General features: G+C 46.3%; 15 protein-coding genes. 13 read left to right on the top strand and 2 right to left on the bottom strand.

Annotated features, from left to right (window positions below):
* The 5 genes from IGQ44_09870 to IGQ44_09890 form a co-directional block, all read left to right on the top strand.
* The coding region (locus tag IGQ44_09870; GenBank protein ID HIK38280.1) for a phytoene/squalene synthase family protein at positions 1-343 on the top strand (343 nt) is incomplete at its 5' end.
* Positions 344-512: 169 nt separating this feature from the next.
* Positions 513-1,637 (top strand): molecular chaperone DnaJ, encoded by a 1,125-nt coding sequence (gene dnaJ / locus IGQ44_09875; GenBank protein ID HIK38281.1) that lies wholly within the window; start codon positions 513-515, stop codon positions 1,635-1,637.
* A 70-nt stretch (positions 1,638-1,707) separates the two neighbouring features.
* Positions 1,708-1,932, top strand: a complete 225-nt coding sequence (locus tag IGQ44_09880; protein ID HIK38282.1) for a sulfurtransferase TusA family protein — start codon at positions 1,708-1,710, stop codon at positions 1,930-1,932.
* Between the two features lie 6 nt (positions 1,933-1,938).
* Complete coding sequence (gene rsgA / locus IGQ44_09885) at positions 1,939-3,006, top strand: small ribosomal subunit biogenesis GTPase RsgA (GenBank protein ID HIK38283.1); 1,068 nt, start codon at positions 1,939-1,941, stop codon at positions 3,004-3,006.
* A 70-nt stretch (positions 3,007-3,076) separates the two neighbouring features.
* The gene (locus IGQ44_09890) at positions 3,077-3,880 is read left to right on the top strand and encodes a TPM domain-containing protein (GenBank protein ID HIK38284.1); all 804 of its coding nucleotides are present in this window, start codon (positions 3,077-3,079) and stop codon (positions 3,878-3,880) included.
* 71 nt (positions 3,881-3,951) lie between these two features.
* Here the strand turns inward: IGQ44_09890 and IGQ44_09895 are convergent, their stop codons facing one another.
* Together IGQ44_09895 and IGQ44_09900 are read right to left on the bottom strand one after the other, a co-directional pair.
* Positions 3,952-4,488, bottom strand: coding sequence for a Uma2 family endonuclease (locus tag IGQ44_09895; GenBank protein ID HIK38285.1), 537 nt, complete (start codon positions 4,486-4,488; stop codon positions 3,952-3,954).
* The gene (locus tag IGQ44_09900) at positions 4,485-5,237 is read right to left on the bottom strand and encodes a D-alanyl-D-alanine carboxypeptidase family protein (GenBank protein HIK38286.1); all 753 of its coding nucleotides are present in this window, start codon (positions 5,235-5,237) and stop codon (positions 4,485-4,487) included. Before IGQ44_09900 ends, IGQ44_09895 begins: the two co-directional genes overlap by 4 nt.
* A gap of 111 nt (positions 5,238-5,348) precedes the next feature.
* On the opposite strand from IGQ44_09900, the gene IGQ44_09905 reads away from it, so the two are divergent.
* The 8 genes from IGQ44_09905 to IGQ44_09940 form a co-directional block, all read left to right on the top strand.
* On the top strand, positions 5,349-5,723 hold the full coding sequence (locus IGQ44_09905) for a single-stranded DNA-binding protein (protein ID HIK38287.1): 375 nt from the start codon (positions 5,349-5,351) through the stop codon (positions 5,721-5,723).
* Between the two features lie 9 nt (positions 5,724-5,732).
* Positions 5,733-6,878 carry a glycosyltransferase gene (locus IGQ44_09910; protein ID HIK38288.1) on the top strand — a complete coding sequence of 382 codons (1,146 nt, stop codon included), beginning with the start codon at positions 5,733-5,735 and terminating at the stop codon, positions 6,876-6,878.
* A 143-nt stretch (positions 6,879-7,021) separates the two neighbouring features.
* Entirely contained in the window at positions 7,022-7,735 is a 714-nt protein-coding gene (locus tag IGQ44_09915) for a sugar transferase (protein ID HIK38289.1), read from the top strand.
* A 100-nt stretch (positions 7,736-7,835) separates the two neighbouring features.
* Positions 7,836-9,584 (top strand): ABC transporter ATP-binding protein, encoded by a 1,749-nt coding sequence (locus tag IGQ44_09920; protein ID HIK38290.1) that lies wholly within the window; start codon positions 7,836-7,838, stop codon positions 9,582-9,584.
* A 232-nt stretch (positions 9,585-9,816) separates the two neighbouring features.
* The gene (cpeB, locus tag IGQ44_09925) at positions 9,817-10,377 is read left to right on the top strand and encodes a C-phycoerythrin subunit beta (GenBank protein HIK38291.1); all 561 of its coding nucleotides are present in this window, start codon (positions 9,817-9,819) and stop codon (positions 10,375-10,377) included.
* A 105-nt stretch (positions 10,378-10,482) separates the two neighbouring features.
* On the top strand, positions 10,483-10,977 hold the full coding sequence (locus IGQ44_09930) for a bleomycin hydrolase (protein HIK38292.1): 495 nt from the start codon (positions 10,483-10,485) through the stop codon (positions 10,975-10,977).
* A gap of 182 nt (positions 10,978-11,159) precedes the next feature.
* Positions 11,160-11,864, top strand: a complete 705-nt coding sequence (locus IGQ44_09935; GenBank protein HIK38293.1) for a RibD family protein — start codon at positions 11,160-11,162, stop codon at positions 11,862-11,864.
* A 70-nt stretch (positions 11,865-11,934) separates the two neighbouring features.
* Positions 11,935-13,145 (top strand): chorismate-binding protein (locus tag IGQ44_09940; protein ID HIK38294.1); only part of this gene is annotated, 1,211 nt, incomplete at its 3' end.

Here is a 13,145-nt window from a genome sequence, read left to right on the forward strand (position 1 = left end):
CCTATGGGCCTGGTATGACAACACCCAAACCAATCGAGAGGAGGCTATCGGTTTTGGCCGAGGTTTACAGGCGGTGAACATTTTGCGCAACCACCAAGAAGATAAACAACGGGGAGTCAACTTCTTCCCCGATGGCTGGCGTTTGGAGGATATGCACGAGTATGCCCGCTATAATCTCAGTCTAGCAGACTCCTATACCAGATCCTTGCCTAAAGGCCCAGCCTTGCAATTTTGTCAAATCCCCCTAGCCCTAGCCCATGCCACCCTGGAAGTGTTAGTCCTAGGCAAACCAAAACTTTCTCGCAGTGAGGTAATGGCTATAGTGGAAAAAGCATGTAGATGATCGTACTACAGGATTTCCCTGGGGCTTTCCTCGGGGTGTTTTGTTATCATAACCCCCTTTTTGGGATAGAATTTTAGGGATGCCCCCCAGGCGCCGCAAGGTAAAGTAAACTGTGAAGTAAACTAAAGTAAAGTAAATTGTTGTTAAATAAGGGGATAGAGGCAAAAATATGGCAGCGGACTACTACGAGATTCTTGGAGTGCCAAGGACGGCTACGGAAAAGGAAATAAAAGAGGCCTACCGCAGACTGGCTAAAAAATACCACCCCGATGTGAATAAAGATCCCGGGGCAGAAGAAAAATTCAAGGAAATCAGCCGTGCCTATGAAGTTTTGTCGGATCCGGAAAAGAGGGCTCGTTATGACCGTTTTGGGGAAGCTGGTGTATCAGGGGCAGCCAGTGGGGGTGTAGGCTTCGACCCCAGCGATTTTGTAGGGTTTGCAGACATATTTGAAACGTTTTTCGGCGGATTTAGCGGGGTTGGTGCTACTGGTCGTCGTCGAGGCCCCAGCCGCGGAGATGATCTGCGTTACGACTTAACCCTAGACTTCCAAGAGGCGGTATTCGGGGGTGAGAAGGAAATCAAAATTTCCCACCTAGAAACCTGCAAGGCTTGTGAGGGCACCGGCGCTAAAAGGGGCTCCAGACCCAGAACATGCCCCACTTGCGGCGGCACTGGCCAGGTGAGACGTGCCACTCGTACCCCCTTTGGCAGTTTTGCCCAAATCTCTACCTGTCCTACCTGTGGTGGCGAGGGCATGGTCATTGATGCTAAGTGTGAAGTATGTGGAGGTACAGGGAGAAAACAAGTAACTAAGAAACTGAAAATTACTATACCCGCGGGCGTGGACAGTGGCACCCGTCTACGAGTAAGTGGAGAGGGAGACGCAGGCACCAGAGGCGGCCCCCCGGGCGATTTATATGTGTACTTGAACGTAAGACCTCATCCTCACTTCCGTAGGGATGGCATCAATATTCTCTCAGAAATCACTATTAGCTATCTACAGGCCATTCTGGGTTGTCGTCTGAAAGTACCCACTATTGATGGGGATTATGAGTTGCATATACCAGCCGGCACACAGCCCAATACTGTCATAACTCTGGAGGGTAAGGGGGTTCCAAAATTAGGCAACCCCGTCAGTCGTGGTGACCATCTTTTGACCGTTAAGGTAGAAATACCCACCAAGATTACCCATGAGGAAAGGGAGTTGTTGGAAAAACTAGCTAAAATTAAGGGAGAACACAACTCCAAGAAAGGATTGGAGGGCTTTTTCGACAGTATCTTCCACCGTTAACCTCATTTGGGGAAAGTTCCGTCTCCCCGTTGTGTTTTTGTCTGTCCCAAACCCGAAAAGGACTAGCAATATGAGCAAGGTGACTTTATTGGATTTGCGAGGCACCCCCTGTCCTATCAATTTTATCCGTAGCAAGTTACAACTGGAAAAAATGAAACCTGGAGAGTTGTTGGAAATCTGGCTGGATGCGGGGGAGCCCATCGAACAGGTGCCCAATAGTCTGTCCACAGAAGGCTACAATATAGAAGGGATCGAAGAGAGGGACGGCTTCTTTGCGGTGTGTGTGAGGGCGTGAGTTAATATGACCTTAGAAATCGGTAACCCGCAGGAATACAAACTTGGTACTGTAATCTCCGCCCAGGCCAACTTCTATCAGGTGCGTTTGGAGAAGGGGGATACACTTCTATGTGTCCGACCCACTCGTTTGAAAAAAATAGGTCAATCCGTACTGGTGGGGGATAGAGTCTTGGTCAAAGCCGGTGATTCTGAAAGGGGGGCCATAGTAGAGGTGTTACCGAGAACTACAGAACTAGAACGCCCCCCCATGGCTAACGCCGACCAGATTTTCTTAGTCTTTTCCCTACAAGCTCCCCCCCTAGAGCCTATTCAATTGAGTCGTTTTCTAGTCAAGGCCGAGTCTACCCGTTTAAGCCTATTGTTGGGTCTAAATAAGGTGGATTTGGTGGAAGAGGGGGAGGTGGAAAAATGGCAGCAAACCCTCCAGTCTTGGGGATATGACCCCCACTTTTTTAGCGTAAGTCACAATATTGGTATAACCCCCCTTATTGAGGCCTTGAAAGACAAAATAACCATCCTAGCAGGACCTAGTGGAGTGGGTAAGTCTAGTTTAATATCCCTCCTTATTCCCCAGGTGAAAGTAAGAATTGGTGCTGTATCCGCCAAACTCCACCGCGGCAGACATACCACTCGTCACGTGGAATTGTTCCAACTACCCCAGGGAGGATTCATTGCAGATAGCCCCGGTTTTAATCAACCACAGTTGGACATTCACCCCCAATCCCTCATCTACTACTTTCCCGAAGGCAGGATGAGACTGGCCGAAAAGAGTTGTAAATTTCAAGACTGTTTACACCGCAATGAGCCTGGTTGTGTGGTAAGGGGGGATTGGGAACGTTACCCCTATTATCTTCTATTCTTACAAGAAGCCATTGAATATCAGCAACAGCTACAACGACGAAGAGAGGAAGAAAGTACAGTCAAGGTTAAGGTTAAAGCCAAGGGTGAACAGTATACTGAGCCCAAGTTGGAACTCAAAAAATACCGTCGCCTATCCCGCAAAGTGAGCCATCAGGAAGTTTTGGCCAGTCTTGAAGAGGAAATTGAAACCGATGAAAATTCTTACCAGTAGGTTAAAATAAAGGTTAATATTTGTAAAGAAACTTAAAAAAACTCCAAATTTCGTTAGTCCACAGGGTGATATGAAAGGTGGTGTAACAAGAGGAATCGGCCGAATTTTGTCCCTGTTTATAGTAATTTTAAGCTGTTGGCTAGTTCTCCCCTCCACGGCTGAGGCGGTAAACAACCCGGAATTGTTGCCGAAAGAGGTGACACCAGTGGTGGACTTGGCCAACTATTTGCCGGATATTCAACAGGAGTCGTTGGTGAAGGAATTAGAAGACTTTGAAGCAAAAACGGGATGGAAGTTAAGGGTATTAACACAGTATGACCAATCGCCAGGAAGGGCAGTGATAAAATTCTGGAATTTGGACGAAAAGAGTATCCTACTAGTAGCCGACGGCAGGGGAGGAAACCTATTGGCCTTCAGCGTAGGGGATAAGGTGTATGAATTGCTGCCCAGGACTTTTTGGATTGAACTACAAACCCGTTTCGGTAACATGTACTATGTGAGGGAAAATGGGGAAAACAATGCCATCGTCAACACAGTGCGCACGGTGGAAGGCTGTTTGTTGCGGGGAGGCTGTGTGGTGGTGCCAGGTTTGCCAAAAGAACAATGGATTTTAACTCTAGTAACATCTATTGTAGGAGGTGTAATCTTTGGCCTGGCTGCCCTACCCCGCAAACCGGGTCAGATTTTTGCTTGGCAGTGGGTGTTAATAATGTCACCTCTGTGGGGAATTCTATTTGTGGCTTTCGGTATGGGGCCAGTAGTATCACGCACCTCTGATTGGTTGCCGGTGTTTCGCAACATCATGGGGTTTATATTGGGGGCTTTAGTAGCCTATTTCTCTCCCGTCGTAAGCCAGCAAACCAGTACAGGCTAATTATTCCGCCATTATAAAAACACCCGCCCCGTAAGGGAATGTAGCAACCCGCCCCCTACATCCCACCCCCCTCAAAAATACAACCAGGAGAAAATTTCGCCCCCAGTAAGACTCACACTAGAGACAAAAGGAGGGGTGGGCAGTAAATCCTCCTCTTTGTCAAAGAAAACCACCTTTTGGGGAAAATAGACAAAAATAGTCTTCTCCTCTATGTCTATAACCCAAGCCAACTGGGTGCCAGCCTCCAAACAACGAATTACCCTCTTTAGGATTATAGTCTGACTCTGTTCAGGGGAGAAGAGGTCAATACTCCAGTCGGGGGGGACCTGAGTACGATGACTTTCATTTGTGTTTAGGTGTTCTTCAGTTAATACAACTATATCGGGGACAAGGGACTGGCCATTGAAAGTACATCTTAACTCCAGAAAAGCCCTCCAGGAGGAGTCCGAAGACGCCACATTGTTGAGTTTTGTTAGCAGTCTGTGTCTCACCACCACCTCCTTGAAGGAGGGAATCGGTTTTTGAATGATCTCCCCCTCCAGATATTCCAGAGGTGGCTGTGTTTCCGGTAGTTGCAAGAATTTTTCCAGTCCAACCTCTTCTGTCATGGAGCCCTTCCTCTCAGTTGACGAGCCCTATAAAAGGTTTCTAAACTATGAGAGTCCCCCACATAACGCCAATGCCATGGCTCATAACTCACCCCCTGAGGGTTATGGCGGGGAAAAGATAACTCAAACCCATACCTGGCAGCGTTGGCCCTCAACCACCTGAAGGCCTCAGTTTTCTCAAAACTCTCACTGAGATTAGTGCCTGGGGCATTGCCATCCCCTATATCCACAGCATAACCAGTATGATGTTCACTATAGCCCGGAGGTGCACTCACTTGTGCCCTAGTCACAGTATCCTGTTTTCTTTGTTCTTTTACCCGGAAGAACAGATATTCTTGTTCTTTTTTACTCCTAAAGCCGGAAAGTGCCACTAGTTTTACCCCCTCCCTAGCAGCATCCCCTTGCATTTTTAAAAACTTGTCTGCCGCTTTTTTCCTCAGCCTTATTTTTCCATCCCGGGTTATGGGTTTCAACTCTTCTGCTGGCGCCTCTTCATAGGGCAAATGTCCCAGTAAGCTGTCTGACACTTCCCCCGAAGGAGCCGCCTTTGACACCCCCTCTTCTGTCCTCCCCGACTCTACCCCTGTCTGACCTGTTTTTGCTGGCACCATCCCCCTTAGGACAAGCCACCACAACAATAATGAGGCTAAGATTGTCCCTCCCCCAAAAAGGAGATTTTTTCTGCCTACGGGGCGAGACTGGCCGTAATAATTCGTGGTTTCTCTTTGGGCTACGGGTATTTCATCCATGATAAGACAAAACCGTTGAGCAAATAAATGGGCAAACAAGAGGAGATGGTTTATACCTTCCCCCATGCTATCATAAATGTCAGACTATCATAGGATTATTTTCCCTTTTATATGAAACTCAACATAGTACATTTAGTAGGACGAGCGGGAAAAGACCCAGAAGTGCGGTATTTCGAGTCGGGAAAAATGAAGTGCACCGTAACGCTGGCAGTGAGGCGTCGCAAAAAGGAGGACGAACCAGACTGGTTTGACCTGGAATTCTGGGATAAAAACGCTAAGACGGCCGCTGACCATGTGAGAAAGGGTTCTTTGATTGGAGTTCAGGGGGTGCTAAGATTTGACAGGTGGGTGGACAGTACTACTGGCAAAACCCGTACTAGACCAGTCATAAGAGTAGATAGACTTGAACTATTGGGCCCAAAACGGGAAAATGGACAAGAGCATGATGGGACTTTTGATGGGGAAGACGATTCACTGCCCTATTAAACGGGAAACATGAAAGTAGCCCTAGTGCACGAGTGGCTCACCCCGGAGGCAACGGGTGGCTCTGAATTGGTGGTAAAGGAAATTCTCAAAATTATTGATGCCCAACTGTTTGCTCTCATTGACTTTGAGTCTACTAACCCCCACAGTTATCTGTACAACAGACACATTAAAACCTCCTTTCTTCAATATTTCCCCTTTAGTCGTAGTGGTGTCCAAAAGTATCTGCCACTTTTGCCCCTTGCTATTGAACAGTTAGACGTAACAGAATATGATATAGTCTTGTCTTCCTCCCATGCGGTAGCCAAGGGGGTTATTACCCGTCCAGATCAACCCCATATTTGTTATTGCCACACGCCAATGCGATATGCCTGGGAGTTGACCTTCGACTACCTGAAAAATACAAGGGCGGGAAGAGGAATTCCGGGCATTCTAACCCGTTATCTGTTACATCGTTTGCGTCAGTGGGATGTAATTTCCGCCAATAGGGTGGATTTTTTCATTGCTAATTCCCACCATACTGCCCGTCGCATTTGGCGTTGTTACCGTCGTCATGCCAAAGTCATCTATCCACCCGTACAGGTTTCAGAGTTTCCCTTCCAGCCACAAAAGTCTGACTATTACCTGACAGTTTCCCGTCTAGTCAGCTACAAGAAGGTAAATCTCATAGTAGAAGCCTTTAATCGGAATGGACTACCCCTGGTGGTTATCGGAGATGGGGCCGAGTTTAAAAGACTCAGGAAAATTGCTAAGAATAATATCACCTTCCTTGGCCGGGTAGACCAAACCACCCTGAAACAATACATGGCCGGGGCAAAGGCTTTTGTTTACGCCGCCTGTGAGGATTTTGGTATCGCCCTGGTGGAGGCTCAAGCCTGTGGGACTCCTGTAATTGCCTATGCCGCAGGGGGCGCCTTAGAAACCGTGGTGGATATTCGTGAGAATCCTTCTAAGGGCACTGGTATATTATTTTACCCCCAGACGGTGGAAGGTTTGTTGGAGGCCATTGAGATTTTCACCACATGGGAAAAACAACTCCAACCGGAAAATGCCCGTTTGCAGGCAGAAAAATTCAGTGCCCACATTTTCCAAAGGGAGTTTCTCAATTTTTTTGACTATTGTTGTCAAAACTTTCCCCAGGAGCGTTTTAAATTTTAGATTTTCCCGTCATAATAGTAAATCAAATCAATTGTGGTTAATTGGTGTGTGAAGGCCAAGTTACAGTATTATTGCCAGTTACCATTAAGGTATAACAGTTGCAATCAATACTGTAATAATTTGGTGTGGAGTGAAGGAGAAAAATGACTGTTAACAGCCAACCATTGTCTGTCAAGGTGATTCAAAGCCTGGCAAGACGGGGATGCCTAAACCCCTCTAGTGGGAAACGGGTTAGAGTCAGCAAAGAATTCTATAAACGCACCTTCGACATTGTCTTTTCCGCCACTGTGTTGATTGTATTTTCCCCCCTTTATCTTATAATCTCCCTCCTGGTAGCCATCAGTTCCCCGGGGCCAATCTTTTACACCCAAGAGAGGGTGGGGAAGAATTTTAAACACTTCAAGTGTATCAAATTTCGCACCATGGTGGTGGACGCCGACAAAGTTTTGGCAAAAATGCTGGCGGAAAATCCAGAAATGAGAAAGGAGTTTGAGGAGAATTTTAAGCTGAAAAATGACCCCCGTGTTACCCCCATTGGCAGATTTTTAAGGGTTACCAGCTTAGACGAGTTTCCCCAATTCTGGAATGTTTTGAAGGGTGACATGAGTGTTGTAGGGCCTCGTCCTCTTGTGCCCGAAGAGTTACACAAGTATGGTAACAAAATATACAAAGTTTTAACCATTAAACCCGGTATTACTGGACTGTGGCAGGTGTCTGGGCGCAACGACCTTCCTTACCCCCAACGAGTCCTAATTGACGTTTATTATGTCAATCATCATAACTGGTTGTTGGATCTTTGGATTATCATTAAAACCATTGGTGTAATTCTTTTTCCACACAAAAGTGGCGCCTACTAGCCTCTAATTCCCATCCCCTCTGGAAAGGGATAGGCCCTCCCCGTAGTGCCCCCTTTCCGGTTTAAAATGATTGTAAACAAAATTTACAAATGGTCATGAAATGGGAAAACGTAGCCGTTTTCGCAAATTAATTTCCTACTTAGGCCCTTACAGGACATCTTTGTACTGGGGAATTTCCGCCCTATTTGTTGTGAATATTCTGGGAGTTTATATCCCCTGGCTAATCAAGAAAATTTTTGACGATTTACAGGAAAAGTTTAATTTTGAACTGTTGGTAGCCTATGTAATTTTTCTTTTTGTTTTGGCCGGCATAATGTGGGCCATAAGGATGGCATCCAGGATATTAATATTCGGGGTGGGAAGACAGGTAGAATTTGACTTAAAACAGAGAATTTTTGAGCACCTTTTAACCCTAGAACCAGCATATTTTTATGTTAACACTTCAGGGGATCTAATTAACAGGGCAACCAGTGATGTGGACAATATACGTCGTTTAGTGGGATTTGCCATCCTCAGTTTGGCTAATACGATTTTTGCCTATGGGTTAACCTTGCCAGCCATGTTGCTAATTGATGTGAAACTGAGTTTGATGGCGTTGGCTATTTACCCTTTGATGCTAATAACTGTGCAACTATTCAGCGATAAACTTAGGACGGCTCAACTAGAAGTCCAGGAAAGGTTGTCGGAGATGAGTGAGTTGATTCAGGAGGATATGAGCGGCATTGAACTGATAAAAATATACGCTCAAGAAGAGAATGAAAAAAGGGCATTTGCAGAGAAAAATAAGAAGCTACTGAAAGCCAACTTAAAACTGGCCTTGACCAGAAATTTACTTTTTCCTATTATTGCTGGAATTGCCAATATAAGCCTTCTGATTCTACTGTGGTTTGGGACTGGTGAGATAGAAAAAGGGGCCATTAGTGTGGGAGATTTTATTGCCCTGATAATATATGTAGAAAGACTAGTTTTCCCCACAGCGTTGCTGGGATTTACTATTACCACCTATCAACGGGGAGAGGTAAGTATTGATAGGGTGGAGGCAATAATGGAAGTGAAACCGAAAATAAAAAACGCCCCCAACCCCATCCCTCTGCCGTTGGAAAAGGTGCGTGGTGAGATTAAGGCGGTAAACTTAACCTATATCTATCCCAATAGTAGTAGACCAGCCTTAAAAAATATCAATTTTGAAATTCAGCCAGGGGAATTAGTAGCCATTGTGGGATTGATAGGTGCCGGCAAGTCCACCTTAGCTAGTGCCATCCCTCGTTTGTTGGACATTTCGCCGGGGCAACTGTTCCTCGATGGTGTTGATGTGACAAAAATAGATATAGCCGATTTGCGTCAGGCAATTGCCTATGTGCCTCAGGAGAGTTTTTTGTTTTCCACCACTGTGAGAAACAATATAGCCTATGCTAACCCCCCGGGGGAAATGATGGAAGTAATATACGCCGCCAAAGAGGCACAAATCCACCAAGAAATTATGACCTTTCCCCAACAATATGAAACACTGGTGGGAGAAAGAGGCATTTCTCTTTCTGGAGGACAAAGACAACGCACCTGTCTAGCAAGGGCATTATACGCTAATGCCCCCATTTTGATTCTGGATGACGCCCTCTCTAGTGTAGACAATAAGACTGCTAGCCAGATTTTAGAGAATCTAAAACGACAAAAAGGGAAAACCATCCTATTTATCACTCATCAGTTGTCGGCGGCCACCATGGCAGATCGTATTTTGGTGATGAGAGATGGGGAAATTGTCCAAACTGGGACTCATGAATCCCTCTTGTCTCAGGATGGCCTGTATAAGTCTCTTTGGCTGCAACACCAACTAGAGAAGATTCTCGCTTAGTCTTTTGAATAAACATTAAAAAATGTAAAATTTTTTAAAGTAAAAGGGGTGGGAGGAGGTGAAAACCAAGGAAAAACGTGGAAATAATCAGTTTATTAGGAGAATGTTACAGATTATTAATTAGTTTTCTCAAAAAAGGAAAAAGTTGGGGAAATGTTTTATCTTGATAGTCGGAAAGTTCCACAGGGAACTGAGGAACAGTTAACAGTAGAGTAGACTAAAGGAGAACTGAATGTTAGACGCGTTTTCCAGAGCGGTAGTAGCCGCCGACAGCAAGGGCGCACCCATTGGCGGTGAAGAGTTGAATCAGCTGCGCAAGTTCATTGCCGAAGGCAACCGTCGTTTGGACGCAGTAAACGCCATCGCCAGCAACGCTAGCTGTATGGTATCCGACGCAGTAGCGGGGATGATCTGCGAAAACCAAGGGCTGATACAACCAGGTGGCAACTGCTATCCCAACCGTCGCATGGCCGCCTGTTTGAGAGACGCTGAAATCATCTTGCGTTATATCACCTATGCCCTGCTGGCCGGCGATCCTTCCGTGTTGGATGAGCGTTGCCTCAACGGGTTGAAAGAAACCTATACTGCTTTGGGCGTACCCCTCCAGTCTGCGGCCCGTGCTGTAGCCATAATGAAGGCTCAGGCCATCGCCCACATTCAAGACAATCCCAGCGAAAAATTTGCTGGTGCTAAACTGCGCAAGATGAATCCTCCTTTGGTTGAAGATCGTTGCGCCAGCCTAGTAGCAGAGGCCAGCAGCTACTTCGATCGTGTGATCGGTGCTCTCAGCTAAGCTGGGGATTGATTTGAAAAGACCAATTACCCTACAGGGAAAATCCACATCTTCGTCCATAATTCACTTTAGTCAACCCAAGTCCAAGATAGAGAAAATAAGGATATGAAGTCTGTTATTACCACTGTAATTGCTGCCGCTGATGCAGCTGGTCGTTTCCCCACCACCTCTGACCTAGAATCCGTACAAGGTTCCATCCAACGGGCCGCTGCTCGTCTGGAGGCCGCTGAGAAACTGGCTGCTAACCTGGATGCAGTGGCCAAGGAAGCTTATGAGGCTGCTATCAAAAAATATCCTTATCTAAACGAGCCTGGGCAACCCAACTCCACCCCCACCTTCAAAGAAAAATGCCTGCGTGACATCAAACACTATCTGCGTCTCATTAACTACTGCTTGGTGGTGGGTGGCACTGGCCCTCTCGATGAGTGGGGTATTGCCGGACAAAGAGAAGTATATCGTAGCCTGGGCTTACCTACCGCTCCCTATGTAGAAGCGCTCACCTTTGCCCGCAATCGCGGTTGTGCTCCTCGCGACATGTCTGCTCAGGCCTTAACTGAGTACAATGCTCTCCTCGATTACGTAATCAACTCCTTGTCCTAGTCTTATTACGGTAGGGGTGGTGGCAGGCCCCCCTACTCCCTCCCGCAAAGGGGGGGTTAGTTTTTTTTTTAATATGATTTGACAACTTCTTTTTTTTTGCTAGAATGGTGCCATAGGCTGGCCGTCTTCTATTCGCCTGTGGCGGTGGGGGGCGGCTTTTGTCTTTAGAAGGGGGGAGTAGTTTGGGAGAAGAAAAATTGCCTTCTGTGACGGCGATTATGGCCATAAGTGTAGATGGGAAAATAAGTGAAGGGGCCTACACCCCGGCCAGGTTTAGTTCGGAAGCGGATTTGAGGCATTTAGAAAGGCAGATTGCTTTGTGTGACGCGGTGATGTTTGGGGCTAACACTCTTAGAGCCTATGAGACTAGTATAGTGATTAGGGAGCCTAAGTTATTAAAAGAGAGAGAAGAAAGACAACAATCCCCCCAACCATTGCATGTAGTTTGTTCTATTTCAGGTGAACTGCAGCCCCATTGGCGTTTTTTCTCTCAACCATTGCCCCGTGGTTTGATTACTACCCCCCAGGGATTGCAGAATTGGCAGAGGCGAGAAACAGGAGATAGGGGGGGTTTTTTCCAGGAGTTTTTTGTGGTGGAATACCCTTTTGATTGGGTGGAGTTGATGGCTAGGTTTTACAGTTTGGGTTACAAAAAAATAGGGGTTTTGGGTGGAGCCAATTTATTTTCTTCCCTTTTGAAATTGGGACTAATTGAAGACTTGTGGTTAACCATTTGCCCCCTGTTGATAGGCAAAACTTCTGCTTTGAGCATCGTCTCGGCGTCCCAGTTGACGGATTTCCCCCTTCCTATTAGTCTAAAGCTGGTGGAGGTGGAGGTGGTGGGAGAAGAGCTCTTTGTGCATTATAAGCTAAAACGGCGGAGATGAGGGGAAAATATGGGTTAAAATTGTCTTGATGTAGACAGAACTAACAGCCACCAATACGGTTGAATTTCTCATGATCTTTCCCGATTTTACCACCTTCTCACAACTAGTAGACCAAGGGAATTTTATTCCGGTATACAGGGAATTAGTAGCAGACTTGGAGACACCGGTGTCGGCATGGTATAAGGTGTGTGCTGATCATCCTTACAGCTTTCTGTTAGAGTCAGTGGAGGGTGGTGAAAATCTGGGTAGGTATAGTCTGCTGGGATGTGATCCTGTTTGGGTGTTAGAATCCAGGGGAAATGAGACAAAACAGATTTACAGGGATGGCAGAGTGGTCAAATTCCATGGCAACCCTCTGGACATTGTCCAAGAATGTATCCGGCCTATCAAACCGGTAAAATTGCCAGAGTTGCCGCCAGGTATTGGAGGCTTGTTTGGCTATTGGGGATACGAGTTGATTTCGTGGATTGAGCCACGGGTAAAGGTGTATCCTCCTGACAATGACAGTCTGCCTGATGGGATTTGGATGCAGGTTGACCATCTTTTGATTTTTGACCAGGTGAAGAGGAAAATATGGGCTATTGCCTACGCCGACCTGACACAACCCTATCTTTCTTTGGAACAAATTTATCAACAGGCCTGCGAGAAAATCTCTAAACTGGTACTAAAGTTACAACTGCCATTGCCGGTTTCTGCTAGGCCTTTTGAATTGAATCCTAGACCCCAAAAAGTTTCCTATAAAAGTAACTTTAGTAAAGAAGCCTTTTGTGCCAGTGTTGTCAGGGCCAAAGAGTATATAAGAGCGGGTGATATATTCCAGGTTGTATTATCACAAAAATTAAAGGCCAAATACAAAGGTAGTCCGTTTGAATTATACAGAGCTTTACGGCTGATAAATCCATCCCCCTACATGGCTTACTACAATTTTGATGGATGGCAGTTGATAGGTTCATCCCCGGAGGTGATGGTAAAGGTAGAAAAGACAGAGGAAGGAAAAACGAGGGCCATTATCAGGCCAATTGCTGGCACTCGTCCACGGGGGAAAACCCAGAAGGAGGATCAACAACTGGCCAGGGAGTTGTTAAACGACCCGAAGGAAAGGGCGGAACATGTTATGTTAGTGGACTTGGGGAGGAATGACCTGGGACGGGTGTGTGTCAAAGGTAGTGTTCATGTGGACGAGTTGATGGTGATTGAACGCTACTCCCACGTGATGCACATTGTAAGCAATATTGTAGGAGAATTGGAGCCTCAATACAACGCCTGGGACGCCCTTAAAGC

Origin of the sequence: Geminocystis sp. M7585_C2015_104 (assembly GCA_015295805.1) — a bacterium.
Taxonomy (GTDB): domain Bacteria; phylum Cyanobacteriota; class Cyanobacteriia; order Cyanobacteriales; family Cyanobacteriaceae; genus DVEF01.

Bases quoted from the DNA above. Each gene is read 5' to 3' on its own strand.
- rsgA (HIK38283.1), top strand. From the start codon at position 1,939: ATGACCTTAGAAATCGGTAACCCGCAGGAATACAAACTTGGTACTGTA.
- cpeB (HIK38291.1), top strand. From the start codon at position 9,817: ATGTTAGACGCGTTTTCCAGAGCGGTAGTAGCCGCCGACAGCAAGGGC.
- IGQ44_09910 (HIK38288.1), top strand. From the start codon at position 5,733: ATGAAAGTAGCCCTAGTGCACGAGTGGCTCACCCCGGAGGCAACGGGT.
- IGQ44_09915 (HIK38289.1), top strand. From the start codon at position 7,022: ATGACTGTTAACAGCCAACCATTGTCTGTCAAGGTGATTCAAAGCCTG.
- IGQ44_09930 (HIK38292.1), top strand. From the start codon at position 10,483: ATGAAGTCTGTTATTACCACTGTAATTGCTGCCGCTGATGCAGCTGGT.
- IGQ44_09890 (HIK38284.1), top strand. From the start codon at position 3,077: ATGAAAGGTGGTGTAACAAGAGGAATCGGCCGAATTTTGTCCCTGTTT.
- IGQ44_09900 (HIK38286.1), bottom strand. From the start codon at position 5,237: ATGGATGAAATACCCGTAGCCCAAAGAGAAACCACGAATTATTACGGC.
- IGQ44_09880 (HIK38282.1), top strand. From the start codon at position 1,708: ATGAGCAAGGTGACTTTATTGGATTTGCGAGGCACCCCCTGTCCTATC.
- IGQ44_09920 (HIK38290.1), top strand. From the start codon at position 7,836: ATGGGAAAACGTAGCCGTTTTCGCAAATTAATTTCCTACTTAGGCCCT.
- IGQ44_09905 (HIK38287.1), top strand. From the start codon at position 5,349: ATGAAACTCAACATAGTACATTTAGTAGGACGAGCGGGAAAAGACCCA.
- dnaJ (HIK38281.1), top strand. From the start codon at position 513: ATGGCAGCGGACTACTACGAGATTCTTGGAGTGCCAAGGACGGCTACG.
- IGQ44_09895 (HIK38285.1), bottom strand. From the start codon at position 4,488: ATGACAGAAGAGGTTGGACTGGAAAAATTCTTGCAACTACCGGAAACA.